22 protein-coding genes are annotated in these 23,688 nt (G+C 55.9%); 18 read left to right on the plus strand and 4 right to left on the minus strand.

From position 1 onward, the window contains the following. The first annotated feature begins 104 nt into the window (after positions 1–104). The 5 genes from GN234_RS03035 (at position 105) to GN234_RS03055 (ending at position 6,332) form a co-directional block, all read left to right on the plus strand. Entirely contained in the window at positions 105–860 is a 756-nt protein-coding gene (locus GN234_RS03035) for a hypothetical protein (protein WP_176687840.1), read from the plus strand. 23 nt (positions 861–883) lie between these two features. After that, positions 884–1,036, plus strand: coding sequence for a hypothetical protein (locus GN234_RS03040; protein ID WP_176687841.1), 153 nt, complete (start codon positions 884–886; stop codon positions 1,034–1,036). 297 nt (positions 1,037–1,333) lie between these two features. Then, positions 1,334–3,400, plus strand: a complete 2,067-nt coding sequence (locus tag GN234_RS03045; RefSeq protein WP_233459524.1) for an ATP-dependent nuclease — start codon at positions 1,334–1,336, stop codon at positions 3,398–3,400. After that, entirely contained in the window at positions 3,397–5,385 is a 1,989-nt protein-coding gene (locus GN234_RS03050; RefSeq protein ID WP_176687842.1) for a UvrD-helicase domain-containing protein, read from the plus strand. The genes GN234_RS03045 and GN234_RS03050 overlap by 4 nt, the downstream gene beginning before the upstream one ends. Before the next feature lie 254 nt (positions 5,386–5,639). After that, the gene (locus GN234_RS03055) at positions 5,640–6,332 is read left to right on the plus strand and encodes an ImmA/IrrE family metallo-endopeptidase (protein WP_176687843.1); all 693 of its coding nucleotides are present in this window, start codon (positions 5,640–5,642) and stop codon (positions 6,330–6,332) included. Between the two features lie 129 nt (positions 6,333–6,461). On the opposite strand, the gene GN234_RS03060 is transcribed toward GN234_RS03055, so the two are convergent. Further along, positions 6,462–6,830, minus strand: a complete 369-nt coding sequence (locus GN234_RS03060) for a histone-like nucleoid-structuring protein, MvaT/MvaU family (RefSeq protein WP_176687844.1) — start codon at positions 6,828–6,830, stop codon at positions 6,462–6,464. Positions 6,831–7,133: 303 nt separating this feature from the next. Between GN234_RS03060 and GN234_RS03065 the strand changes: the two genes are divergently transcribed. From GN234_RS03065 to GN234_RS03075, 3 genes are all read left to right on the plus strand, one after another. Next, positions 7,134–8,261 carry an alkene reductase gene (locus tag GN234_RS03065; protein WP_176687845.1) on the plus strand — a complete coding sequence of 376 codons (1,128 nt, stop codon included), beginning with the start codon at positions 7,134–7,136 and terminating at the stop codon, positions 8,259–8,261. 44 nt (positions 8,262–8,305) lie between these two features. After that, positions 8,306–10,015: an RNA-directed DNA polymerase gene (locus tag GN234_RS03070; RefSeq protein ID WP_176687846.1), complete on the plus strand. Its 1,710-nt coding sequence runs from the start codon at positions 8,306–8,308 to the stop codon at positions 10,013–10,015. A gap of 161 nt (positions 10,016–10,176) precedes the next feature. Beyond that, positions 10,177–10,395: an antitoxin Xre/MbcA/ParS toxin-binding domain-containing protein gene (locus GN234_RS03075; RefSeq protein ID WP_176687847.1), complete on the plus strand. Its 219-nt coding sequence runs from the start codon at positions 10,177–10,179 to the stop codon at positions 10,393–10,395. A 173-nt stretch (positions 10,396–10,568) separates the two neighbouring features. On the opposite strand, the gene GN234_RS03080 is transcribed toward GN234_RS03075, so the two are convergent. Beyond that, the gene (locus GN234_RS03080) at positions 10,569–10,883 is read right to left on the minus strand and encodes a DUF7693 family protein (protein ID WP_176687848.1); all 315 of its coding nucleotides are present in this window, start codon (positions 10,881–10,883) and stop codon (positions 10,569–10,571) included. Positions 10,884–11,024: 141 nt separating this feature from the next. Here GN234_RS03080 and GN234_RS03085 point away from each other — a divergent pair, with 141 nt between their 5' ends. From GN234_RS03085 to GN234_RS03100, 4 genes are all read left to right on the plus strand, one after another. Continuing rightward, positions 11,025–11,840: an NADPH-dependent oxidoreductase gene (locus GN234_RS03085; RefSeq protein ID WP_176687849.1), complete on the plus strand. Its 816-nt coding sequence runs from the start codon at positions 11,025–11,027 to the stop codon at positions 11,838–11,840. A gap of 136 nt (positions 11,841–11,976) precedes the next feature. Further along, entirely contained in the window at positions 11,977–13,011 is a 1,035-nt protein-coding gene (locus GN234_RS03090; protein ID WP_176687850.1) for a hypothetical protein, read from the plus strand. A 57-nt stretch (positions 13,012–13,068) separates the two neighbouring features. After that, positions 13,069–14,211 carry a hypothetical protein gene (locus GN234_RS03095; protein ID WP_176687851.1) on the plus strand — a complete coding sequence of 381 codons (1,143 nt, stop codon included), beginning with the start codon at positions 13,069–13,071 and terminating at the stop codon, positions 14,209–14,211. 73 nt (positions 14,212–14,284) lie between these two features. Continuing rightward, the gene (locus GN234_RS03100; protein ID WP_176687852.1) at positions 14,285–15,304 is read left to right on the plus strand and encodes a hypothetical protein; all 1,020 of its coding nucleotides are present in this window, start codon (positions 14,285–14,287) and stop codon (positions 15,302–15,304) included. A 120-nt stretch (positions 15,305–15,424) separates the two neighbouring features. On the opposite strand, the gene GN234_RS03105 is transcribed toward GN234_RS03100, so the two are convergent. Further along, complete coding sequence (locus GN234_RS03105; RefSeq protein ID WP_176687853.1) at positions 15,425–15,934, minus strand: hypothetical protein; 510 nt, start codon at positions 15,932–15,934, stop codon at positions 15,425–15,427. Positions 15,935–16,489: 555 nt separating this feature from the next. Between GN234_RS03105 and GN234_RS03110 the strand changes: the two genes are divergently transcribed. The 4 genes from GN234_RS03110 to GN234_RS03125 all read left to right on the plus strand — a co-directional run bounded on the left by GN234_RS03110 (position 16,490) and on the right by GN234_RS03125 (position 20,917). Next, positions 16,490–16,780: a hypothetical protein gene (locus tag GN234_RS03110; protein ID WP_167655374.1), complete on the plus strand. Its 291-nt coding sequence runs from the start codon at positions 16,490–16,492 to the stop codon at positions 16,778–16,780. Then, complete coding sequence (locus GN234_RS03115) at positions 16,777–17,055, plus strand: hypothetical protein (protein WP_176687854.1); 279 nt, start codon at positions 16,777–16,779, stop codon at positions 17,053–17,055. The genes GN234_RS03110 and GN234_RS03115 overlap by 4 nt, the downstream gene beginning before the upstream one ends. 1,224 nt (positions 17,056–18,279) lie before the next feature. Further along, complete coding sequence (locus tag GN234_RS03120; protein WP_116832454.1) at positions 18,280–18,735, plus strand: (2Fe-2S)-binding protein; 456 nt, start codon at positions 18,280–18,282, stop codon at positions 18,733–18,735. A gap of 49 nt (positions 18,736–18,784) precedes the next feature. Continuing rightward, a complete protein-coding gene (locus tag GN234_RS03125) occupies positions 18,785–20,917 on the plus strand; it encodes a xanthine dehydrogenase family protein molybdopterin-binding subunit (protein ID WP_176687855.1) in 2,133 nt (710 codons plus the stop codon). 31 nt (positions 20,918–20,948) lie between these two features. On the opposite strand, the gene GN234_RS03130 is transcribed toward GN234_RS03125, so the two are convergent. Further along, entirely contained in the window at positions 20,949–21,857 is a 909-nt protein-coding gene (locus tag GN234_RS03130; RefSeq protein ID WP_176687856.1) for a LysR family transcriptional regulator, read from the minus strand. 206 nt (positions 21,858–22,063) lie between these two features. On the opposite strand from GN234_RS03130, the gene GN234_RS03135 reads away from it, so the two are divergent. Next, positions 22,064–22,381 carry a DUF3861 domain-containing protein gene (locus GN234_RS03135; protein WP_163858657.1) on the plus strand — a complete coding sequence of 106 codons (318 nt, stop codon included), beginning with the start codon at positions 22,064–22,066 and terminating at the stop codon, positions 22,379–22,381. Next, positions 22,378–23,520 (plus strand): DUF3500 domain-containing protein, encoded by a 1,143-nt coding sequence (locus GN234_RS03140; protein ID WP_176687857.1) that lies wholly within the window; start codon positions 22,378–22,380, stop codon positions 23,518–23,520. Before GN234_RS03135 ends, GN234_RS03140 begins: the two co-directional genes overlap by 4 nt. The last annotated feature ends 168 nt before the right edge of the window (positions 23,521–23,688 follow it).

Here is a 23,688-nt window from a genome sequence, read left to right on the forward strand (position 1 = left end):
GCTCTATCTCAAGCCTTGGCGCTCCACACACGGCGAGTTAGTCTCATGCTTTTACGTTGAGACTGCCGATGCGAACGAAGCGAAGGATTACCCGAGCCTACTGCGTGGAACTGGGTGAAGAATTAAACATTGGTGGTGCACATCAAGCCTATTTCAACCAAACGCCGCCACGTATTCGTTTTCAGTTCCAGTGCTCATCGCCGGAGTGCAGAACTCTCCAGGTGGTGCCCAAAATCACAGCAGTCAATTACTACATCCACCCGACCGACAAAACGCGTGTCAAATCTCCGCATTACAAGGATAACGAGCATTATGCGCATCATGCAGAGTGCGAGTGGGTGCTGCCTGATGAGGACGAAAGTAGCGATGCATCATTACCTGGAGAAACGGAGCAGCAGACCCGCACACGTCTAGCTAAACGACAACTCACCTCGGTCATCGACATCTTTGTTCCCCCGACGCAACCTGAACAACCCGTAGTGCGTCCACCTCGGGCCGTGCTAGGCGACGAGGACGAGGCGGGAGCCAATCGTCGACGGGGCGGTGCTGGCACGGAGGGTACCCGAACCGATCGGAAGCATCGTAGCGGTGATCTGCGAGAGCTCGTGGATTACTACCACGACACACGCGAGGCCCTCAAAGAACTTTTCCCCGAGGTAACCATCAACGTCACAGGGCGTGGCGAGATACCGCTACGCTCGTACTTCAAGAAGGTGGCTTGGGCCAGGCCCGATACTGCAGGGTACGTCTACAGCGGCGGCGGACGAATTGAGCGGCGGGAAGGGGCTGGCTTCGTATTCAGGTTCTTTGACAAGGTCGCAGATAAGGACGCCTTTCTCCAGGTCTCTGATGAAGCATGACTCAACACCGATCAAGGCGCTATGTGAATGAGCTCCTCGAGCAGGCCCGGCTGGTGAGGTACCTCACGTTCTACTTCCTAGGCACCTTTACCCATCACGAGGCCGGCGACGCCATGGTTGCTCAGGTCAACGACCTTCGTTGCCTGGCAATTGACCTGGGGCCATTGAAAAGCTGATTAGTAGACGAGGCATGGCGACGCTAGGGATCGCTCCATTTTGAGTTGATGCCCTCGACCGGGAGGCTGCTTCGTTGCTGATGGAAGCCATCAAGCGGGGCTGCACTGATACTTGCTAAGGCTACATGCCCACAGGCGGATGCTGAATGACCATGCTCCGGTAGGAGCCGGCCAAATCGTCTAGCCCCAATAGACTTTTCATGGCATATAGCTAACGCATCCAGGGAGGGATGGTGTCGGCCAGGTTGACGCTCTGCAACCCTCTCCCTGCCACTGAACAAGGATGGGGGCAGCGCTGTGTACCTTTCGGCTTTGAAAATCGAAAATTTCCGCCAGTTCGGCCATGGTGATCATGCGTTGAACATCCAGTTCAACGAAGGCGTGACGGCTCTCGTCGGCGAAAACGACGCTGGCAAGACCGCGGTCATTGATGCGATTCGTTATGTGCTGCAAACCCGGGATGCCGAATACCTTCGACTGCAGCTCGAGGACTTCCACATCTCCAGCGGTGGCATCCAGGCCGAGAACATCACGCTGAGGTGCACTCTGGAAGGACTGAGCTCCGCGGAATTGGGGGCTTTCGCTGAGTATGTGACCTACACCGGTGGCGTAGGGCGGCTCTACGTACACTGGTCAGCCCGCCGCGTTGTCGCCTCAGCCTCAACTCGCAAATGGGTGGATATTTCGGTTCGTTCGGGGGAGAACGGGGAAGGGCCGTCTCTAGACGTCGGTGTACGGCAACTGCTCGCCACTGCCTACCTTAAACCGCTGCGCGATGCAGAACGGGAAATGTCTCCAGGCCGGAATTCCCGGCTATCTCAAGTATTGAGCAGTTTCCCTAATATTGATGCGGGCGATTCTTTCGATCCCGCAGCACTCCCGACAGACCTCACTGATGCAGAGGCGCTCAGCATTGCCGGCATGGGTGATTTCCTGCGCCACTTGGTGAATCGTCACAGTGCCATCGTGTCCGCTCAAACGGAGATTAACGACACCTACCTTCGCCCGCTGTCACTGGCAGGCCAACCCCTCACCAGTCGCATCGGCTTCGGGGAAGCCGGAACTGACCCAGCCAAGCTCAAGCAGATCCTGGAGCGATTGGAGCTTGGTTTGCTGGATCATGCCACTGGAGAGGCGCGCGGCATCTACGGCCTGGGCTCCAACAACGTGTTGTTCATGGCCTGCGAACTCCTACTTCTCGGCAAAGAACCCGATGGACTCCCGCTGCTCCTTATCGAGGAGCCGGAGGCTCACCTGCACCCGCAACGTCAGCTCCAGTTGATGGAGTTCCTCGAAGCCGCGGCAAAGCCCTCCACGGAGTTAAGGCCGGTTCAGGTCATCCTCAGCACCCATAGCCCCAATCTGAGCTCCAAGATACCTCTGCAGAACCTGGTGTTGATGCAACGACAGCGGGCCTTCTCGCTCGCTGAGGATCAGACATGTCTCGCGTCTGATGATTATCGATTCCTCAGTCGATTCTTGGATGTGACCAAGGCTGGGTTGTTTTTCGCGAAAGGGTTGCTCGTTGTCGAAGGAGATGCGGAAGCAATCCTCCTGCCGTCACTAGCGCGTCGCTTGGGCAAGGATCTCACCAAACATGGGGTCTCCATCATTAACGTAGGCGGTGTCGGTCTGCGACGCTATTCGAAAATCCTGCAGCGCAAGGACACATCGAAGGGCGAGATCACCGTTCCCACCGCCTGCATCACCGACATGGATGTGATGCCAGACTGCGCGCCTGAGATTCGGGGTCTAAAGGGTGTGAAGGGGCCAGTTTGGCCAGACATCGCCAAGCGGCGCTGGCGCGCCAGAAAAGACTTTGGCTCCACACCGGCCGAAGTTGAAAGGGGCCTGAAGGCACATCGCGAGAAACGAGGCGAAAGTGATGGGCAGTGTGTGCGCACATTCGTCGCCGACCACTGGACGCTCGAATATGACCTGGCACTGAAAGGCTTCTCGAAGGAAGTCCATCACGCGGCATACCTTGCCATCTATGAGGAGAAGATCGACAAAGGCACGGAGACCAAAGCCGGCCTGCTGAAGAAGGCGCAGACCGCCTTCGAAAAAATTCAGACCACCCATGCCACCGAGGAAGCCCGTTGCTCCGCTATCTACAAACTCTTCAATCGGGCGTCAAAAGCGATCGCAGCCCAGTACCTGATCGACTTCATTGACCAGGGTTTCGAAAAAGGTTCGATGGATGCCACGACACTGCGAGGGAAGTTGCCGACCTATGTCGTCCACGCGATCGAATATGCAACCGGCGGTTCAGCCTTGGCTACAACCTCCAGCCCGGCTCATCCCCTCATGGTGCCAGCAGCGCCGGCAGGATCCACTGATCCGCTGGAAGAGGCCGCCGAATGACGCTCAGCCAACTTGTAACGCCCATCACCGACGCTGATGTGGACTGGGTAGTTACGCTAATGGGACTGGAAACGCTTGACGAGCCCCGTCGTGCCTTCTTGAAGTCCATGGATACCATCGATGTAGCGGCTTGCCCGGGGAGCGGCAAGACCACCCTGGTCGTGGCTAAACTTGCCATCCTGGCTCGCCATTGGAAGAGCCGTATGCAGGGTATCTGCGTGCTTTCTCACACCAACGCAGCTCGGGAAGAGATCGAGAAACGCCTCGGCGACACTGAGGTAGGCCAGCGGCTCCTGCGCTTTCCCCACTATATCGACACCATCCATGGTTTCACTGGCCGATTCCTAGCTTCACCGTGGTTGCGCTCTAAAGGGATTGCATTGCAGGCGATTGACGATGAGCTCACGCATAAGGCACGTCGGAGGGGGCTGACGAACAGCGAGCATTTCGGTGCAAAGGCTGCCTTCGAGGCGAAGCACAAAAACCTCCACAGCTTGCGAGTCCGGTCTGCCGATTTCGATGATCCACTCGGAGGTGAAGATATCGGTTTTGCGCCACACACTCCTACCTACAAGAGTGTCGTGAAATCGCTGAGCGGAGCCGCCAAGGCTGGTTACTTCTGTTTCGATGAAGTGTTCGTACTAGGCCACGCGTTGCTTGATCAGGAGCCGACAGTGGGCGGTGCATTGCGTCTGCGCTTCCCATGCGTGTTGATAGATGAGATGCAGGACACCCAGCCAGACCAGGCGGACGTGCTGCATCGGGTTTTTCCTCACGATGATCCGGATGTTCGCGTCATTCGCGTTGGCGACCCAAACCAAGAAATTTTTGAGAAGACCGCGCCACTCCAGGATCCATTCCCAGACCCTGGGCGCCAGTTAGAGATCGCGAGCAGCTTCCGGTTTGGTCAGGCCATTGCATCGATTGCCAACCCGTTTGCGTATGTCCCTATCACGACTGGCCTGATCGGGCTTCGTGCTCCGCAGGCCCCGGACAACACACCTAACACGATCATCGTTTTCCCCGACGACGATGCGACTGGTGTACTTGATGAATTCGGGAAGTTAGTGCTGAAGCACCTGTCGACGGAATCCCGCAAGGCTGGTGTATTCGCAGTCGGGGCGGTGCACCGGCTGGACAACTTCAAGGCGAATCAGTACCCGAAAGCTCTGGAGCACTACTGGCCATCCTACCGGTCTGACACGACGAAGACCTCGTTCAAGCCTCGTACGTTCGCGGAAGGTGCTCATATCGCCCGGCGTTATGCCATGAAAGAGCCCACCGCCTCTTCGGCTGTTGAGCTGTTGGCTTTGTGCCTGGCCAACCTCGGTGAGTTGGCGTTTCCATATAGCCTGGTTCAACTGAAGGGCCGACGCCAAGCTGCGGTACAGGAGAAACTCACGACCAAGCCTGAATCGTTTGCCCAGTACCGGGAATGCCTACGGCAGATCCTGTTCGTGCCATCCGAGGTCACGCAGCATGATTGGATCAACGAAATCTCTCCGAAGCTCCTGATGCTGGCGGCTGCTCTTCATGACGCCGAGGGAAATGCAATTCATAGCGAAGGCCATCGTTATCTCGCCTGGGAGCCTGCTCCCGCGGCTACTGAGGTCGGAGAGAGTGGCGGATCCCTGGTTAATACTTATCGGTTCCAGGATGGTGGCGATGGCGTCGACATCCGGATGGCATCCATTCACTCGGAGAAGGGCAAGACTCATGCCGCGACGCTGATTCTGGAAACTTTCCGGGGCACCCATTTCATCAAAAAGCTCATGCCGTGGCTTGAGGGCAAAAAAACAGCTGCCAAACGCCCCCAAGTAACGGCGAAGAGAGACATGATGCTGATGTACGTGGGGATGACCAGGCCGTCGCACATGCTGTGTCTGGCTGTACGGCAGAGCAGCCTGGGAGAGGGACGCAGCGGGGAGAAGCGAAGGGCTGCCCTGGAAGCAGCAGGGTGGTCGATTCTGGATCTAACTACCTGATCTGGAGCATCGTTAAATCGGGGAGCCAGTCCGGAGCATCGCACCCAGCCTCCCCACCAACGACTGGTTCGAATTTCGGGTGAGCGTACTTCATGCCTAAGTGGGACATGGTTAGCATGATGATAATTGCCCATGATCTCACCGAGGCAGCCTACCGTTCGTCGCCAAACCCCATATATTGCGTTAGCTGCACCTTGAAGGCACTACATATTGGGCTAAATTGAGCTTGAGAGCCTATATCTGGTGTTTTTGCCATGAACGACGCTTATATCGAGAAGGCAGCGACTGACCTGCTCATGCAGATTTACCGTGACCGGCGATACCTTTGGCCCGATCAAGACGTTATTCCGATGATGATGCGCAGCCCCAGTATCGCTGCTTTGGTCTGTGGTTATGATTTCCAAGTCCATTCCACCTTAGGGGACACGCAGTTCAATCGGCACAACACCGGTACTCGTATTGCAGGCTTGATAGATCGTCAATCGATCAAGATTGCAGTTGCCACAGAGTTCGGAGAAAAAGTCCAACTCTTCACTGGAGCCCATGAGATCGGCCATCTCGTGCTTCACGAGAACACCGTCATGCATCGTGATCGTGCCTTTGATGGGAGTCCGTTGCAGATACCGCGTCCACCCGCAGAGAGGCAAGCGGATCGCTTCGCGGCTTGTTTCCTCATGCCGCAGAAGCTCGTTCGAGAGCGGTTCGAGTTCATGTTCTGCTGCAGCGGGCAATTGCGCTTCAGCGACGTCATTGCCTATCACCTCGATCCCATCAATCCAGATCGACTGCTCTACGCTCCAAAAGAATCGAAGGAACGTGAGCTGGCGCTGGCGCGGTGCACCCGTTTCAACAACAGGAACCTAGTGTCCTTGGCCCAGCAATTTGGGGTCTCAGATTCGGCTATGGCCATTCGGATCAAGGAGCTGGACTTAGTACGCTGGCCTTAAAGCGGGCAGGGAGCTCGGGGAGATTTGGGATGTGGGGATGGCGGTGACAGACAGTCCGGGTAAAGACAGTGACCACTGTTGTTGTAGAAAAAAAGGGCCATGACCAGGCCCTTTCTCATAGTCCAGGATTTACTTAGCCAGCCAGCTTTCAACCTCGTCAGAACCGTACTGGCTTTTCCACTCTTTCAGGGTCTTATGGTTACCACCCTTGGTTTCCACGAGCTCACCGGAGTGGGGATTCTTGTAAACCTTGGTCTGACGCGGCTTGCGGTTGCTCTTCTCAGCAACAACAGCTGGCGCTCGTCGAGAAGCGGATTGTGGATCAAGAATGGCTATGATATTGCGCAGGCTGTAGCCGTATTCAGAGAGCAGATCACGAAGCTTTTTTTCGAACTCGATTTCGCGCTTTAAACCATCATCGTTTTTGAGGCTCTCGAGCTCGGCCAACTGAGCAGCCAGTTGTTGCTCCAACGCACGAAATTCTGCAAGTCTGGACATTTGATACTCCTGTATGGGATGCGTGGAGTATAGGTGGCGCGTGCCATCAATGCTCTGTGCTGTATCGCCAAGCCGTTCCGATCCTAAGGGTCGCTCTGGATTTGAGCGAAAAAAGGCTCGACCGGCTCCTAGCTCAGAAATGCAATGTCACGTAAGTCGCCACAGAAATTGCGATTCCAGCAATTTTAATTTGCCAATTATCGCTGTAGTCGCATCAATCACTGATGCTTAGCATAGGGTAATCGCCTCCGTCACCCAGTGCAGACGAGGTCGTAAAACTTACCCTCATCAGTGAGACTTACTATGACTGACCTTTTCAGACCTTTTGATCTCTCGGGCCTCAATTTACAGAATCGCATCGTAATGGCACCCATGACGCGCGCCAGGGCATCCAATGATGTCGCGGACGAGCTGACGGCGCTCTATTACACCCAACGTGCAACAGCTGGTTTGATCGTCAGCGAGGGGACATCCATCTCACGGGAAGGTCGGGGCTACCTGTTCAACCCCGGAATTTACAGCGCAGCGCAGATCGATGGCTGGAAGCTGGTAACCGATTCGGTGCATGCGATCGGTGGGCACATTTTCGCTCAGCTGTGGCACGTAGGGCGTGTCTCGCATCCTTCGATTCAGGACGACGGCAAGTTGCCCGTCAGCCCTAGCTCTCAGCGTGCCAAAGACTCCGCAGCATTTGGCTACAACGAGAAGGGTGAGCCAGATCGCGTCGAACCTCCAGCGCCACGGCAACTCCGCACCGATGAGGTCGAGCGGATCGTCGAAGACTTCGCACAAGCTGCTGAAAACGCAATTCAGGCCGGTTTTGATGGCGTTGAAATTCACGGAGCAAACGGCTATCTCCACGAGCAGTTTTTGAATCCAGGGGTCAATGACCGCACAGATAAGTACTCCGGTGACCTGCTGGAAAATCGGCTGCGCTTTACCGTTGAGGTTATTGATGCAGTCGTCAAACGAATTGGCGCGCACCGTGTGGGGATTCGAATCTCACCCTATGGTCAACTTTTCGACATGCCCCTCTACGATCAAATTGATGAGACCTACCTCGCGCTTGCCGAGGAGATCGGCAAGCGCCACCTGGCTTATGTCCACGTGATGAACCAAGACAGCTTCGAGCGAATTGATCGGGCCGTTCAGGGCGAGTCCGGCGGTGGCCTATTTGGACTGTTGAAGCAGATCAAGCCAAAACTCGGCGCTACCGCACTGATATTGGCCGGTGGGTTGAGCCGTCAACGCGCTGAGGAGCTGATATCTGAAGGCCTGATTGACCTCGCTGGGTTCGGCCAGGCTTTCATCAGCAATCCGGATCTGGTTGCCAGGCTCGAGCATGGCTGGCCGCTGACTCCTGCAGATCGTGACACCTTCTACGGCGGCGATGAGAGAGGCTACATTGACTATGCGCCTCACAAGGGGTGAACTGCGATCTTTCATTCACCACTGCCGGATTGCCAAGGAGAGCCATGCAACTACAGGACTTGCTTTCGAGAGGGTATTTTCCTATCCAACTGCCGGTCGGCTTCAGCACCAAGCAATTGGCAGAAAACATTGGGGCACTCCAAGCCTGCTGGGATGACGCACTGGACGGAAGAAGGCGAGTACTCTCCCAATCAGAACGATTTTCTGTGGCCAGGTCGTCATATAGTAGACGTACAACTTCTATACCCAACCCCGTCAATTTCTATGGGCTGGCCCAGGACATCTGCCGGTATTGGCCACAAATCCAAGAGCATTTCAACAAGAGTGAAATCTCTCGCAGCATCCCAGGAGAAGGAGGCTCGCTGCGGGCAATTGAGCTGACGAAATTCACTGATTTGTACGAAGAGCGCGTGCGCCGCTCGGCAGGAGCACGCTTTGCACTGGTCACTGATATTTCGAGCTATTTCCCCACCATTTACACCCATACGATACCATGGGCTTTGCATTCGAAAGCTGTTGCCAAGGTAAACAGGGGCAAAATCCCTCAGTACTTCGGTAACATTCTAGATCAGCGCTGCATGGGCACACAGGATGGCCAGACCATTGGGTTGCCCATTGGCCCGGACACTTCACACATTATTGCGGAAATGATAGGCGTCGCAATTGACGAGTCCATCCGAAATGCCCTGGGCGGCTGGCCCAAAGGCTTTCGGTATGTCGACGATTTCACCTTCTTCTTCAACACTCGGGAAGAGGCAGAACGTGCGCTGGCTGTCATTATCAAGTGCGTCAGTGCATTTGAGCTCCAGATCAATGCTTCAAAAACGAAGATTGTTGAAGTTCGCGAGCTAGTCCAGGAGTCTTGGAAATACACCCTCAAGAAGCTGAAAGTCTCAGCGAAGCGGCGGCAGCAAAAGGACGACATCCACCACTATTTCGAGGTGTTGTTCTCCCTGGAGGCGCGGTTCAAGGACGAAAGCTTGGTGAAATATGGCCTAAAGCAGCTTTCGTCCACCATCATCAAGAAATCTAACTGGCCCATTGCCGAAGCGTACCTACTCAAATGCGGGTATGGATTTCCCAACACGCTTCAGGTGATCACTCAGATTCTCGTGACCTACCATGGCCATCGGTATCAATTGAATATGGAAGCACTCGGCGACTTCTGCAGAAACCTCCTTGGATCAGCGTCAGCGGCGAACCATCATAGTGAAACGGCCTGGTTGCTTTGGTTGTGCAAGGAGCTTCAAATCCCTCTGGACGCAGCGCTTGTGCAGCAGGTACTACAGATGGAGAGTTCCGTTTGCTCCCTCATAGCCTTGGATCTGAATCACTCAGGTTTGGTGCGCGGTGATCTTGACCTTAGCGACCTCGGGCCTTTGGCGATGACTCAGGCACTTCTAGGCAATAATTGGATGCTGGCTTATGAAGGCGGACGTCGGAGCTGGCTTGCCAACGAAAGCGTTGAATTCATCCGGGATGATGCTTGCTTCGCAGTACTGCTAGATGCTGGAGTTGGCTTTTATAGTGAAGCGGCTCAGCTTCCTCCCATCTTCCAGGTCAAGCAGTCAGCGCCCGTCGATATTGATTTCGACTCCGACGACGAAATCGAAAACGACTTTGACTTTGATGACATGGATGAAGAGTACTTTGACGCAACCGACCAAGGCGATGATGATGACGGCGAGCCAGGAATAGCCGCGCAGCCAGTTCTTAACGCTGCCGACGACATCGATCTAGACGAAGTTTGGTAGAGGGGCGAGTAGGGCACCAATGGCGGTGGCTAGGCGAGCTCATGTAGGCCTTGCCTTTGGAATACCGCTCAGGCCAACTCGTATGCAGGCCCAGCCCCAAGGCAATCATCCTTGCAAATCAGCCTTCGACGGAGGGCTGCTAACCCAGACGGAATCTCTCAATGAGCAATTTGCCCCCTGATCAACGCGCCCGCTATTCAGAAGTGCTCGATGCAGCAACGCGTCTGTTCGGCGGCGATCTTGATGCAGCTCGGCGCTGGATGTCGGGCCCGCTGAAAGCGTTTGGCGGCAAAGCTCCAGAGGCCATGGTCACAACAAGGCTCGAAACTGATACGGCCATTGAGTACGTCAGGCGCTTGGAGCATGGGTTTGTGGCCTGATTGTCGTCAAGCAGCGCTTTAGAGGCGTGTCAGATGTCGAGCCTGATTCACCTCAGGGCTGGCAAGTCAGCCACACCCACCTCCATGTGCCCACCGGGCCAATTGGGCGTGCGGCTTCTCAGAAGTCCTAGGTGAGGTTAATTCTTTCTCGATCTATGCTGATTGCGGGGCGTCTAGGCGTCTCTCAACAACTTTTCAAACGTGGCCTGCTCCCAAGTGCTCAACAGCTCTACAGGGTCGGTACTGTACGACTGCAGCGAGTCGAAAACGTAGGCACGCCCCTCCGGGCTATAGCAGCTGTCGCAATAGTCGAGCGTGTCGCAATCGTTGTAGGACGTGAGCACCAAGCCATCGGCTTCAACGGTCATCTGACCGCAGTAGATCTCAGACCAAGACAGTCCACCCAAACGACGCATGGTGCGAACCCCTATGGCGATGTCCCGCAGGATTTGATAGGCCTCGCGGGCTGTTAGTGGTGTTGGTGCCAAACGAAAGCTACTTGTGTGTTTTGAGGCTTTGGGCCTGCTCGTACCTGGCCTGGGTCGGCAGCATGGTAAATGAAATTTGGCGTTCTGCGCGTGTGACACCGGCATCGATTTGATAGCCTTCGGCTTTTTGGGAAGACGATCATGACAGCCCACTCAAAGCTCACCGCTCGCTACGGCACGCCTGACATTTCACCGCTCACTCAATGCAATGAAATCGTCGAGCAACTCCTCGATCACCGGAGCGTCCGCGCTTTCACAGACCAGCCTCTGCCTGAGGGTACCATCGAGACTTTGGTCGCAGCTGCTCAGTCTGCGTCTACGTCCTCAAACCTGCAGGTGTGGAGCGTCGTCGCTGTTCAAGATGGCGATCGTAAAAAGCGCCTGTCCGCCCTGGCCGGCAATCAGGCCTACATCCATCAAGCGCCGCTCTTTCTTGTCTGGCTTGCAGATCTGTCTAGGGTTTCGCGTATCGCGGAGCAGCAGGGCATAGCGCTGGAAGCATTGCCTTACCTGGAAAGCTTGCTTCTGGGCACCATTGACACAGCACTCGCAGCCCAGAACGCCGTCGTTGCGTTGGAGTCGCTGGGGCTTGGGAGCGTGTACATCGGTGGTATCCGTAATGACATCGAAGGCGTTGCCAAGGAGCTGGCGCTGCCGGCCCAGGTCTATCCCGTCTTCGGCCTGTGCGTCGGCTACGCATCCCCTGACCGACCAGCGAAGGTTAAGCCGCGGCTGCCCCAGGAGGCAGTGCTGCACCACGAAACCTACTCGGCCGCGGGCGAGGAGGGGGTTCTCGCGCACTACGATGAGCGCCTGGGTGCGTTCTATGAGCGCGAAGGGATGAAGGCTTCGGGCTGGACAGCGCAAGTGGTCAGCAGGCTGCGGAGCGTGTCGAGCCTGCATGGGCGTGAAGAGCTGCTGGGGGAGCTGGCGCGAATGGGCTTTGGGCTGCGTTAATACTCCATCCTCGAAGGTTTGCTGAACCATTTAGCTGAGAAGACGCTCGCGAGGGCTGGCCTAAACCCTGACTCCAAGCGCAGTGGACGAGCGCGCGCCGGCGCATATTTTTACTGTAGAGAAGGATCTATCCTGAATGACCAAGGCTCATGGCGTCGACGTTGAAGCATACCTAAGAGGGGAAATGGTACTGCATTTCCGCAGTATCACCTTGACTCAGCGGCACGCTGCCAACCCCATCGTTTTCAAAGGGTCTGGTCATGTCCACCTTGATAAGGGCCATCTAAGGTACGTTGTCTACCACACCTGTGTCGGTGATGAAGCAAACCGACACATGGCCATGAGCTTCTCGGGCCAGGCGGGGGAGCTGATCAACCTGGACTCTCTTTTCGATTTTGAAGGGCAGGATTTGAATGGCAAGATCTGGACGGCCGAGGGGGTTGATACCTCTGGCGGCAACTACCGTTCTGAATTCTGCGTGGTCGAAGGCTCTATAGAGTTCCTCAGCTCTCAACACCCGTTTAGCGGAAGCGCCCCGAATACACTTCACCAGATCTATTTTCACGACCATCACTTCCCAGCACCCCAGCTGCATGTTGCGCCTGGACTGGAATTCCTCTGCGGCGAATCTACTGTCACTATCACCAGGGATGAGTCAGGATGCGATGTGTCGGTGCTGGAAGGCCATCTGAGTGACGAGTTTTGCCGAGCAATCAGCAAGGCACTGAACGTGTTGAGCGGCGTTCGCCTGCAGCTAGGCGTTACCGAGAAGATCTATCAGGGCGTCTCCACCGTTCAGCTGTATTCAACGGACGTCCAGTTAAGCAACCAACAGCTTCCTCCACCAGTTGAAATTCCCTTCAGATGCGCCTCGGACTTTTTCGGGCAGATCTTCAATCTCTTTGTCGAGTTTCTTGAACAAGACGGGGTGGTGTACTACGACAACTGGAACAAGCTGAATAGGGCTTGGCAAGCAGGCATCGAGTCGGCTGCGCTCAACGTGAGCGTGTGTATCGAGGGTGTCCTCAAATTATTCTACGAAATTCTTTTCGCGATCACTGGCTACACAGGTGAACGGATAGACTACGAGAGCCGCGGATTCCCTTCTGCTTCGCCTTCGACAAGACGTCACGAAACGCCCAATGCAGAGGAAGGCATCAGACCCAGTTGATCATTCCAGGGTGAGCTAAGATCATTCAGCCCATGGCCAAGTGAAGGGAGGGTAGTTATGGCAGTCGTGTTCTTTCTACCTTGGGTAGCGGCTGCTGAAGAGTTGCGGATCGCTGACATTTGCTTGATGCCTTACGAACGTGGGCGGCTACCTGGCGAGCTTCTGGGCATCCCGCAAGCAGCTTTCGACGGTGTCCTCGGCAACTACGGCGACCGGGAACTCGGTTCTCAGCCCTCTCATCCAGTCCATCAGGCAGCGCTTGTCATCTGGAACGATGACACACCTGGCATGGAGGTTTCGGACGTCCAGATCCAGCAGCGCTTGGTGCAGAGTTCCTATCTTGCGTTCTCAGCCTTGGCAGGCCGATCGCTATGCTCAGCCTTCGAGTACTACAACGCCGACACACTCCAGGTCGTCGCGCAGCGATTTGATATCGCCTCACCGGCTCAATCCTGTATGACCACCCGTCGGCGTGACGGTGGAACGCAAAACATGCTGGCGGGGAGTGGAGGGCTCAAGTTCATTCGGCCGTACCACGTCGACAATCGCGCGGGGATCTCGATCGACACGCCACTGCTCGAAGCTCTGCTCAAACTACCTGACGGGGAACTAAAGGAACGCATAGACGAGGCGATAGTGTCCTTTCTTAGGGCCAACACCGATGCCCCATCCATGGATGAGCGATCCGAGCTGATCCTGATGAGGGTTGCCATAGATACGCTGCTCAACGTCCCACATGACAAAGCTGCCTTCCGCAGGGCGATCAACGAACACTTCGATGAGCTACCGAATCAGCCCATCTGGCATAAAGGGAGTCTGGACGAAGCTTGGTGGCGCGAGCATTGGGACAAAAACGTAAATCGCCCGCTCGACGCCTGGGTTCATGATTTCTGTGCCGCTCGCAACGCCGCAGCTCATGGCCCCGCAAATGGTGAGAAGGGAAGCATCTGGCCTCGCCATAACCACCTCATTTTCTCCGCCTGGCTATTACCCCTGATCGTCAAAAAGCTGCTTGTCCAAGCGGGGCTTTACGAGTTCAGCGCCGAGGACAAGGTCGCCCGGGCGGGGTTTGAAGTCTTTCTGGCCCACGATCTGCTAGCAGCCACCGACGACCATGAAAACAAGGTCTGGTGGCAGGTAGCTGAATCCGCGCTTTTCCTGCCACTCTTCGCAGAGCGATTACGCCAAGCCTGTGAATGAGGGCTACAGCCTCAGCAGCGATCGCAATTCTGAAACAAGTGCTACTCCAGTTCACACCTCAATAGAGACCGACATGTCCTTCACTCATGCGCATCAGACAGCAATGGCGCAGCAGCGCAACAGGGGGCGGTGCCTTCACTACGAAAATGGGGGCCGCTGCGACGCCATCATCTCCGCGCACTCAATTCAGAAGGGTGGCCAGCTCAACCTGATCGTAGAGCAAGGTCATGTCTACCAGCTGTCCGCCGATCTCACCATGTTGAAATCAACCGGGGGTAAGCCTCAACTGAAGAAAGTGGGCATCAACAAGGTGTCCACCTTCCGTGGTATGTGCAAGCATCACGACAATAGGTTGTTCGCACCAATCGATGACAGACCACTGGCATTCGATCACGAACAGATAGCTCTCTATGCCTATCGCAGCATTTGTCGTGAGTATTTCGTCAAAGAAAATGCCGCACGCTCTCTAGCAGCGATGATCGACCACCCTGACGTACCTCAGGCAAACCGCCAGTTGCTGGTGGACTCAGCTCAAGGGCAGGCATTTGGTTTTCAACACCTCCACCGACACAAGCTCATCTACGATGCGGCGATCTCAGAAGGCAATTTCGCGGAGTTCCGATTCATCGTTTTTCGGTCGAGCTCCCCTTGCTCGGTGCAGGACTCAGGGCTGCTTTTCCCTGATTATGACTTTCTTGGTCGCAAGCTTCAGGATCTCGGGCCAGAGACAAAGGCGCTCGACTTACTGACATTCTTTACCGCCCCCACGCAGGACGGATGGGCGTATGTGCTCGCCTGGCATGAGTCGAGCGACCAATCCTGCCAGTGGGTGCGCGAGTCCATGCAGGAAGGCTTTAACAGAGGGGCAAAGCTTGAGGATATGCTGATGCGGCTTTCTCTGGCCTGTGAGAATCATGCTATTCGAATCTCCTGGTGGGACGGTTTACTCCCATCGGCCCAGGGCGCCGGGTTTGCTGCACTGTCAGTAGGGACTGATCCAAGAGTAGTTACACCACCAGACTATCTGGCTCATGGATGCGAGGGCCTTGCTGACTGGACGTTTGACTATGTCCAGGACGGAGCAGCAATTTAGATCACCAAAGTGACTTTGTAGGTTCAGGCAGCAGTTGCGATGCCGGTCAGAAAATCAAGTATTCTGCTCCCAACCGGTTCGTTGCTTACAGGCCTGTCAGCCCCAGGGCCGTGGGGTCAGCTATGAGATCCTGAACTCCAATCGAGGCCGAGGAGGGTTCCCCACCACCGAGCAAATATTAAATTCACAGCTAACATCGAACGCAGCCAGTTGAGCTACCCATCGCTCGACCTCGGCATCCCAGTCTGAGCTACAGAAATCTGTATTGGGCCAGTAATTTTGTAGCGTGTCGTAATCAAGCTGCAGGGCTTTGGTTCTCTCGGCCGCACCGATCACGCACCAAGCTGTACGCATGCGGTCTTTCCAGGTCGGCGCAGACAGTATGTGCACCGGGTCGAAGGGTTCAAACCCCAACGCTGCGACCTCCGCATCGAAACCCAACATGGCTCCGATTGACCCTGCTAGATCTGCCGGATCTTCGGATAGCGCATCAACCCAGCGAAGCAGGTAACCGAGCGCCTGAAAATTACTGAGCTGGCGGCTCTCGTTCTTCTCGATGCCATGGGTACAGACCTCGCGACTACCGTTGGGGGAATTGACTGTGCGAAAGGTGAACATTGCTTTTGGCATGGGATACGCTCCTTCTCGTTCTTATCGTTCTAGGTCTTTCCAGGATACGAATGGAGCAACGGGCGTGACTAGGCTTAGGTCACGGAAGCACTTCAGGTCTATGAGGAGGCGCTGGCTTTGAATCCAATTTGGCCGAAACGACGGTTCGGCATAGCAACCAGAGACGCCAAAGGTCAATTATTGGGATGGTCGATCTCTCGCAACCGTACGGGTCTTCGAGCGACCAAGACATTCGGCTCAGATGTGGTGGGCGTCATCGCAGCGGGAACTAAATTTTCGGCCCGACGGCATGGAGGCCAATTTTTGAGCAGTTTTTCTCTTTCAATATATGCTTAAAGCAGCCCTTGGTTGGAGCCACAAATATTGCAGGGCGCCTACGGATTTTTGGCATTGTGCCTAAATCTGTAAAAATCTATTGAGCCCCGTTTTAACGCCAGGTTTGAGTTACCAAGGTTGCAACAATCTGGATTTTGAATCAGACGGGCGGTACTAGGGGGGAGGGTGGTGCAGTACACTCTCCCCAACCGATCACGAAGGTCAAGCATCGGAGTCCTTATGAGCCCCTCACCACACGGTTTAGTCGGCATCCGCCTCGCAGAAAAGCAGATCGAAACGCTCAGGCAGCGGATTGATACGCTCCAGCAGGATCCAGGCTATGCGCAGGACGTGGAATTCTACGGAAAGCTTCAGGGGCTGATGCAAAAATTTGGGTTTACCTCTCAGGATGTGGTGGAACTGCTGATGTTGAGGGGAGATCTAGAGCTTGCACCGAACCTAACCGTATCGCGTTTGAGGCACATCTTCAGCCTGATCGAGGGTGAGGCCCGGGTAGAAAGGGGGGCATGAAGATGGGTGAGAGCCAAGGCAAAACGATCCATCAGAAGCTGGGCCGGCTGATCGAGCTGAATCAGGACATCGGGCTGCGTTATCGCTTGTCCTGCGAACTGATGGAGGATCCGGGAGTGGCGGATTGCTTAAGGTTTCTCGGGGAGCTCGATCACTTAGCGCTTCAGTACGGATTTAGTCCGAGCGAAATCATTGCGCTGCTGAATGCGGAGGACAAAGAGCGCGTGATAGAAAGATCAGAGCCGGCGGGGTCTGAGCCTCAGATGAAACCTTGAAATCTACTTCAATAAAGTATTACCACCCAACTCAACTAAATGAATATTTAGTTGAGTTATATGGAGGCAATGCTATGGATCCCATGATAGTACGAAGCAGCGGCGAAGGGTAACGGAAACCTGGATTATGCTTTTTCAAAGCAGTCATTTAATAGCGATAAAAATCTCCAGATGGCTGCTGTAATCGATGTTGGCATGGGCTCTGCTCAGAATCTAGGACGCAAGACGGCTAGACCGCAGTGGCGGCGATATCGGCAAGCTAAATCGAAAGGTACGAAGGGTGTCCAGTTACCCAATGGCGCCGATCCGCTTGGAGGGATGGCAAAAAATGTATCCTCGATGACCTGATCATCCACCTGAACTCGATATGCGGTAGTTAAGGAATATATTGGAGTTTGACGCATTAAACATTAAAGGTGTCGCGCCTCAGATTTGATGCCATGCATCTCAGATTACTTCCTTGATGCCAAGCATCCATGTTCGCTTCCAGCAAACTTTTAGAACCACTTGTCCGATTTCTTCGGCATGTTTAGAGAAGCGTGGTTTCATGGAACATGGAAGCAAACTTACAAACGTCGATTCCTGAATGACTTTCTCAACGTCTCCAAGCTCTTTCAAAGGAACATTCAAATCTAGGATGGTGACGCAGAGGCATTGAACGGTTGACAAGCGTGCCGAAGTGATCTCGAGAAAAACGTATGAAGCGAGAAGTAAAGTGAACCCTATGGAGTCGAGACCTCAAGAAAACGCGATTACTACCAGGTTTGGGGTCAAGGTTGGTTCGGCGTACTGAGAAGATCCTGGGGAATGTGGTCGAGGGATGTGACTGAGTTTTCAAATGTGCCTGGGAGATGGCCTGTGTGGAATATCTGTTGGTACGTGTAATGTATATTATGTTAAACAGCGTGTTTATGATTTTAAGGCGGATGCATTCGTACTGATTCTACTAACCCACTTCTGACGTCCACTCTCTCATCGGGCCATGTCCTTCATGTTCAAGGCGAATCCTTCTTTGGTGTCCCTCCTGATTGTTAGTCCCCCCTGCACAGACCATTCAATTCTCCTGTCTTTATGATCGGAGCGCGCGACTTGTAAGCTTCGTCTCAATCCCTATGCCCCCAACAGCATTGCGGCCATCCGTTAACCATGATCGACAGTAACCGAGCCAAGTGCGGCCTGTTGCCTGTCATAGCGGATCTTTGCGGTCGCAAACAGGAGCTAACGATGAAGCTACAGGTCAATGGACAGGAACTAGAAGTGGACGCACCAACCGACATGCCGCTGTTATGGGTACTGCGTGATCTCATGCACATGACCGGCACCAAGTTCGGCTGCGGGATGGCCCTATGTGGCGCCTGCACCGTGCATATCGATGGTTCGCCACAGCGTAGTTGTGTCATGCCGGTCGGTGCCGTGACTGGCAAAAAGATCACCACGATCGAAGGTCTATCAGCAGATGTCAGCCATCCGGTACAGCGTGCCTGGGCCGAACTTGATGTAGTCCAGTGCGGTTACTGCCAGTCTGGCCAAATCATGAGCGCCGCGGCGTTGTTAGCGAGCAACCCCACCCCCACCGATGCCGATATCGATCAGGCCATGGCCGGGAATATATGCCGTTGCGGTACTTACCAGCGTATTCGTAACGCGATTCATCGCGCTGCCGAGTTAAGCAAGAGCTGACGTTTCGCCCTCTCTTCCATCGGCCCTATTCCAGCTAAGGAGTTCTCTGATGAACCCCGTTCTTGTCCCCTCTCGTCGCGGTTTTCTCAAGTCTGGTGCGGTGCTCGGCAGTGGGCTGATCGTCGGCTTCTCGGTTCCCGGCGCCAAACGCCTGATGGCTCAGACCACAGACTCCGAATTCGCGCCCAATGCCTTTCTGCGAATCGCGCCGGACGACAGCGTTACCATCCTGCTGGCTCACTCTGAAATGGGCCAGGGAGTCTGGACCACCCTGACGATGCTCATCGCCGAAGAGCTGGATGCCGATTGGAGTCGACTCAAGGTCGAACATGCGCCAGCGGCTGCGGCGTACGCCAGCCCTCAACGAGGGTTTCAGGCCACCGTCGGTTCATCCAGCATTCGCGAAGAGTTCGAACGCTACCGTCGGGCCGGTGCAATGGCCCGCACCCTGCTGATCCAGGCCGCGGCCATTCGCCTTGGGCAAGCGCCCAGTGCATTGCGTACCGAAAATGGTGTGGTCATCATCGGTAATACCCGTTTGCGCTATGGTGAGCTGGCCGAACAGGCCGCCCTCCTTCCGGCTCCGGACCCTGCCACCCTCACCTTGAAAGAACCTGGTGCCTGGACGCTGATCGGCAAAGGTGCCTTGCGTCTGGACTCGCCAGAGAAAATCAGCGGTCGTGCGCAGTACGGTATCGACATTCAACTCGACGGTTTGCTGTGTGCGGTGGTAGCTCGTGCGCCGATGCTAGGCGGCACTGTGCGTGCCTTCGATGCGACTCAGGCCCGGGCGCTCCCCGGAGTGCGCAACGTGGTTCAGATCCCCAGCGGTATCGCTGTGATCGCTGATCACTACTGGGCGGCCAAGAGAGGTTGCGATGTGCTGCAGGTGGAATGGGAAGCTGCGAGCGGTGCCGTCATCTTCGACAGTGATCGGCAACGCGAGGATCTCGTCAGGCTGACTCATACCCCCGGACTGGTCGCGACACAGAACGGTGACGTCGAGGAAGCCCAAAAGGCTGCGCATAAAGTGGTCGAGATGCAGTATTGCGTGCCCTACCTCGCGCACGCGGCCATGGAGCCGCTGAACTGCACGGTGAGGCTCAGTGCCGACGGTTGCGACATCTGGGTTGGTAGCCAGATGCAAACCTTCAATCAACGAACCGCCGCAAAAATCACCGGCCTGGCCCCGGAACAAATACGCATCCACACCACCTTCCTGGGCGGTGGTTTCGGCAGACGCGCCGTACAGGACTTCGTAGCGGAGGCGGTACAGGTCGCCAAGGCCGCGGGAGTGCCGGTGAAGACCCTCTGGAGTCGCGAAAATGATATGCAGGGCGGCTATTACCGCTCAGCCTTCGCGCAACGTCTCAAGGTAGGCCTGGGTCGTGACGGCCAACCGCTGTCTTGGTCGCAGACCAGTGCCGGCCAGTCGATATTCCCCGATGCCGAGGGTATTCACCCGACATCAATCGAAGGGATGAGCGACTCGCCCTACATCAAGCACACCCCTGCCTATCGAGTCGAAGCGCACTCGCCCCGCTCCAACGTTCCCGTGTGGTACTGGCGCTCGGTTGGACACAGCCATAATGCGTTTGTCATGGAAAGCGCGGTTGATGAACTGGCGCATGCAGCCGGCCAAGATCCATTGGCCTATCGACGCTTGCTGCTCAAGACTGAACCCCGTCACCTGGGGGTGTTGAACCTCGCCGCTGAACGCTTTGGTTGGGGGCGTAAGGCAGCGGCTGGTCGGGGCCAGGGTATTGCCGTGCACCAGTCCTTCGGAAGTTTCTGCGCTCAGGCGGTGGAGATATCCATTGAGCGTGACGAGATCCGTGTCCACCGTGTGGTCTGTGCGATCGACTGCGGAATCCCGGTCAACCCGGACAACATCAAGGCGCAGATGGAAGGCGCTATCGTCTTCGGACTGAGCGCGGCGCTGTTCGGGCAGATAAGTATCAAGGAGGGACGCGTCCAGCAGTCCAACTTCCACGATTATCGGGTATTGCGCATGAATGAGATGCCGCAGATCGAGGTGCATGTCCTCCCCAGCACCGAGGGGCCCGGCGGAGTGGGCGAACCGGCGACGCCGCCAGTGGCACCGGCAGTGGCCAACGCGCTGTTCGCCCTGACGGGCCAGCGCTTGCGAGAGTTGCCGTTACGCCTCTCAAGCCATGCATAAAGCAGAATCTGGAAAGCAGGCCCTGCTCTTCTCAGGTCAAGGGCCCGAAGCGCTGGGCATACAACCCGCTCACCCACTCGACAAAGACCTTCAACCTGGGGGAAAGCTGGCGATGATAAGGATACAGCACCGAGACCGGCAGTCCGGCGCTGGGCCAGTCCCCCAGGACCTCCACCAACTGCCCCGTTGCCAGGTATTGCTCCACGCGAAACCGTGGAACCTGGATCAGGCCACAACCGCTGAGCGCGCAACTCCTGTAGCACTCAGCATCATTCACCGATATCCAGCCACCCAGTTCCTGATCGACGACCTGGCCGTCGATGAGAAAACTGAAGGGATAACGAATGTCGTGATTACTGGCAAAAAACCCCACCGCCTGGTGCTCGCCTAGCTGCTCGGGGGATGTCGGTGTGCCGTGCTCCGCCAGATAGCCGGGACTTGCACAAACGACCTCCGGCATCAACGCCAGGCGCTTGGCTACCAGTGACGAATCGCGCGGGTTACCTGCACGCACTACACAATCGACGCCTTCGCTCACCAAGTCCACCAGCCGATCACCACTACTGATCGCCAGGTTGATTTCGGGATAGCGCTGATGGAAGTCCTGGATGTTCGGCAAGATGATCTGGGTCGCATGCGAGCCGTGCAGATCCAGGCGCAACGTGCCACGTGGATTTGCCAGTACCGTGCTGAGCGAAGACTCGGCATCTTCCAGATCCCCAAGAATACGCTTGCAACGCTCATAGAATGCCTGGCCATCCAGCGTTGGCCGAACCTGCCGCGTCGTACGCTCGAGCAGGCGTGCACCGAGCTGTCGTTCCAGCTCCTTGATAGCCAGGGTAGCAGTGGCTCGTGGGATGTTCAGGGCATTGGCGGCACGGGTGAAGCTGCCCTGCTCGATGATACGGATGAAGAGTTGCAAGGCGTCGAATTTGTCCACCGTGTAGCGCCCTATTGTTGGTGAGAGGTAAATAGTCTTGCCAGTTATTCCGCATTTATCCATCCCCTGGAAGCAATCAGAATTACTTTTGTGGTGAGGATGGTGCCTCGCTAAATGCCCAGGTCATTCGTGCCGGCGGTGGTTTCGCCTGAGGCGCGCCATGGCGGCGCACATGTCATTTCGAATCCGTCTTGTGAGAGGCAGCGATGAAGGCCAATCATTATCAAATCAGCATCCAGCCCTTGGATGAGCAGAGCGAGGGCGCTCCCCCTGCCCTGCAGTTCGAATTCGTCAACCATGACGACCTGTTGCATATCGTCGAGCTGCTCCAGGCTGGCCTGAGCTATGCACCTGCCTCGACCGCCGCGCTGGCGATCGGGGTGAAACTGTTCAGCGCGGTGATGCTGGCAAACCGTTACGATCCACTGTTCGCGGACATCGACCCGGCCATGCGCGCGTTCATTCGCAAGCTCAAGCAGCGAGTGTCAGCGGTTAGTCTGACGTCTGGAGCGACGCAGCCATGAAGCGTTTTCTAGCGGAACAAGGCAGGCATCTACGCAGGCTGGGCGGAACCACACTTTCCACCATCACAGCCTTTTTGTTCCTGGCCAGCCCGGTCTCTTCGGCGATCGAACCCTACAGGGGTATCGCTTACGACGAACGCGTGGATCCGTCGCTGCACAAACGCAAATCCACCGGCGTCAGTACGCAAGCGATCGCCGAGGCCACCACCCACCTGCTGGATGGCTTGAGCGCGCCACAGAGACAGCAGGCGAGTTTCGCGGTGGACAGTGAACAATGGCGGGTATGGAGCAACTTCCACCGCTCCAGTGGGCGCCTTGGCCTACGCCTGGGGGATCTGTCTGTGACCAGCCGCGCCGATGTCTTTGAGCTGCTGCGCCAGTCGCTCAGCGCCAAGGGACTGAAACTCAGCGAGGACATCATCAAGTTGAACCATGTGCTGGGCGTCATCACCGGCGACACCCGCAGTTTCAACGAGGACGAGTACTACTTGGCGCTGTTCGGCCGCCCTTCGGATAACGAACCCTGGGGGTTTCAGTTCGAAGGACACCATCTGGTCATCAACTACTTCATTCTCGGCGATCAAGTGGTGATGAGTCCGACTTTCTGGGGTTCAGAGCCCATGTACAGTCCGCCTGACGCGGCACTACCGCCACGTTATCAGGGGTTGTCCGTGCTGCAGGTTGAACGTAGTGGCGCCAAGGACTTTCTCGCCTCTCTGAACCCGGAGCAGGCTAAGAAGGCCCGCCTGCACGGTTGGCAGTCGTTCATCTCGGGAGCCGGCAACGACAATGCCAAGGTTCCACAAGAAGGCATACGCGGCAATGAGTTGCAGGGCAGCCAGCGTCAGGCGCTGGCCGCCTTGATCGAAAACTTTGTCGGCAATCTGCGTGAAGGCCACGCGGACATTGCCATGGATGAGGTCCGGGCACATCTCGACGACACATGGTTTGTCGCCCGGGAGCGTGATGATGGTCGAATCTACTATCGGATTTTCAGCCCTGTGATCCTCATCGAGTTCGACGAGATCCACGGCACATTCACCGATCATCAGCATGTACATGCGGTAGTGCGCACGCCCAATGGCAACGACTACGGCCAGAGCCTGTTGCGCCAGCACCTGGAGCAGCATCCGCACTGAAAGAGGTCACTCTCTACGGACAATCGATGCCCGTTGCCTAGCCGTTTGTCGCGAAATATCACACACAGCTCAACGGGCACAGATTGATAAGAAATAGTTGAAAACCCGCCGGGCCGGGGACTTTCGCAGGTGCGTGAAATACTCAAGAATCTGCGCATACCCTGCCTG

This window comes from Pseudomonas bijieensis, from assembly GCF_013347965.1.
Taxonomy (GTDB): domain Bacteria; phylum Pseudomonadota; class Gammaproteobacteria; order Pseudomonadales; family Pseudomonadaceae; genus Aquipseudomonas; species Aquipseudomonas bijieensis.

Bases quoted from the DNA above. Each gene is read 5' to 3' on its own strand.
- GN234_RS03100 (WP_176687852.1), top strand. From the start codon at position 14,285: ATGTCCTTCACTCATGCGCATCAGACAGCAATGGCGCAGCAGCGCAAC.
- GN234_RS03115 (WP_176687854.1), top strand. From the start codon at position 16,777: ATGAAGATGGGTGAGAGCCAAGGCAAAACGATCCATCAGAAGCTGGGC.
- GN234_RS03140 (WP_176687857.1), top strand. From the start codon at position 22,378: ATGAAGCGTTTTCTAGCGGAACAAGGCAGGCATCTACGCAGGCTGGGC.
- GN234_RS03105 (WP_176687853.1), bottom strand. From the start codon at position 15,934: ATGCCAAAAGCAATGTTCACCTTTCGCACAGTCAATTCCCCCAACGGT.
- GN234_RS03090 (WP_176687850.1), top strand. From the start codon at position 11,977: ATGACCAAGGCTCATGGCGTCGACGTTGAAGCATACCTAAGAGGGGAA.
- GN234_RS03125 (WP_176687855.1), top strand. From the start codon at position 18,785: ATGAACCCCGTTCTTGTCCCCTCTCGTCGCGGTTTTCTCAAGTCTGGT.
- GN234_RS03055 (WP_176687843.1), top strand. From the start codon at position 5,640: ATGAACGACGCTTATATCGAGAAGGCAGCGACTGACCTGCTCATGCAG.
- GN234_RS03095 (WP_176687851.1), top strand. From the start codon at position 13,069: ATGGCAGTCGTGTTCTTTCTACCTTGGGTAGCGGCTGCTGAAGAGTTG.
- GN234_RS03085 (WP_176687849.1), top strand. From the start codon at position 11,025: ATGACAGCCCACTCAAAGCTCACCGCTCGCTACGGCACGCCTGACATT.
- GN234_RS03110 (WP_167655374.1), top strand. From the start codon at position 16,490: ATGAGCCCCTCACCACACGGTTTAGTCGGCATCCGCCTCGCAGAAAAG.
- GN234_RS03060 (WP_176687844.1), bottom strand. From the start codon at position 6,830: ATGTCCAGACTTGCAGAATTTCGTGCGTTGGAGCAACAACTGGCTGCT.
- GN234_RS03050 (WP_176687842.1), top strand. From the start codon at position 3,397: ATGACGCTCAGCCAACTTGTAACGCCCATCACCGACGCTGATGTGGAC.
- GN234_RS03065 (WP_176687845.1), top strand. From the start codon at position 7,134: ATGACTGACCTTTTCAGACCTTTTGATCTCTCGGGCCTCAATTTACAG.
- GN234_RS03135 (WP_163858657.1), top strand. From the start codon at position 22,064: ATGAAGGCCAATCATTATCAAATCAGCATCCAGCCCTTGGATGAGCAG.
- GN234_RS03075 (WP_176687847.1), top strand. From the start codon at position 10,177: ATGAGCAATTTGCCCCCTGATCAACGCGCCCGCTATTCAGAAGTGCTC.
- GN234_RS03120 (WP_116832454.1), top strand. From the start codon at position 18,280: ATGAAGCTACAGGTCAATGGACAGGAACTAGAAGTGGACGCACCAACC.
- GN234_RS03070 (WP_176687846.1), top strand. From the start codon at position 8,306: ATGCAACTACAGGACTTGCTTTCGAGAGGGTATTTTCCTATCCAACTG.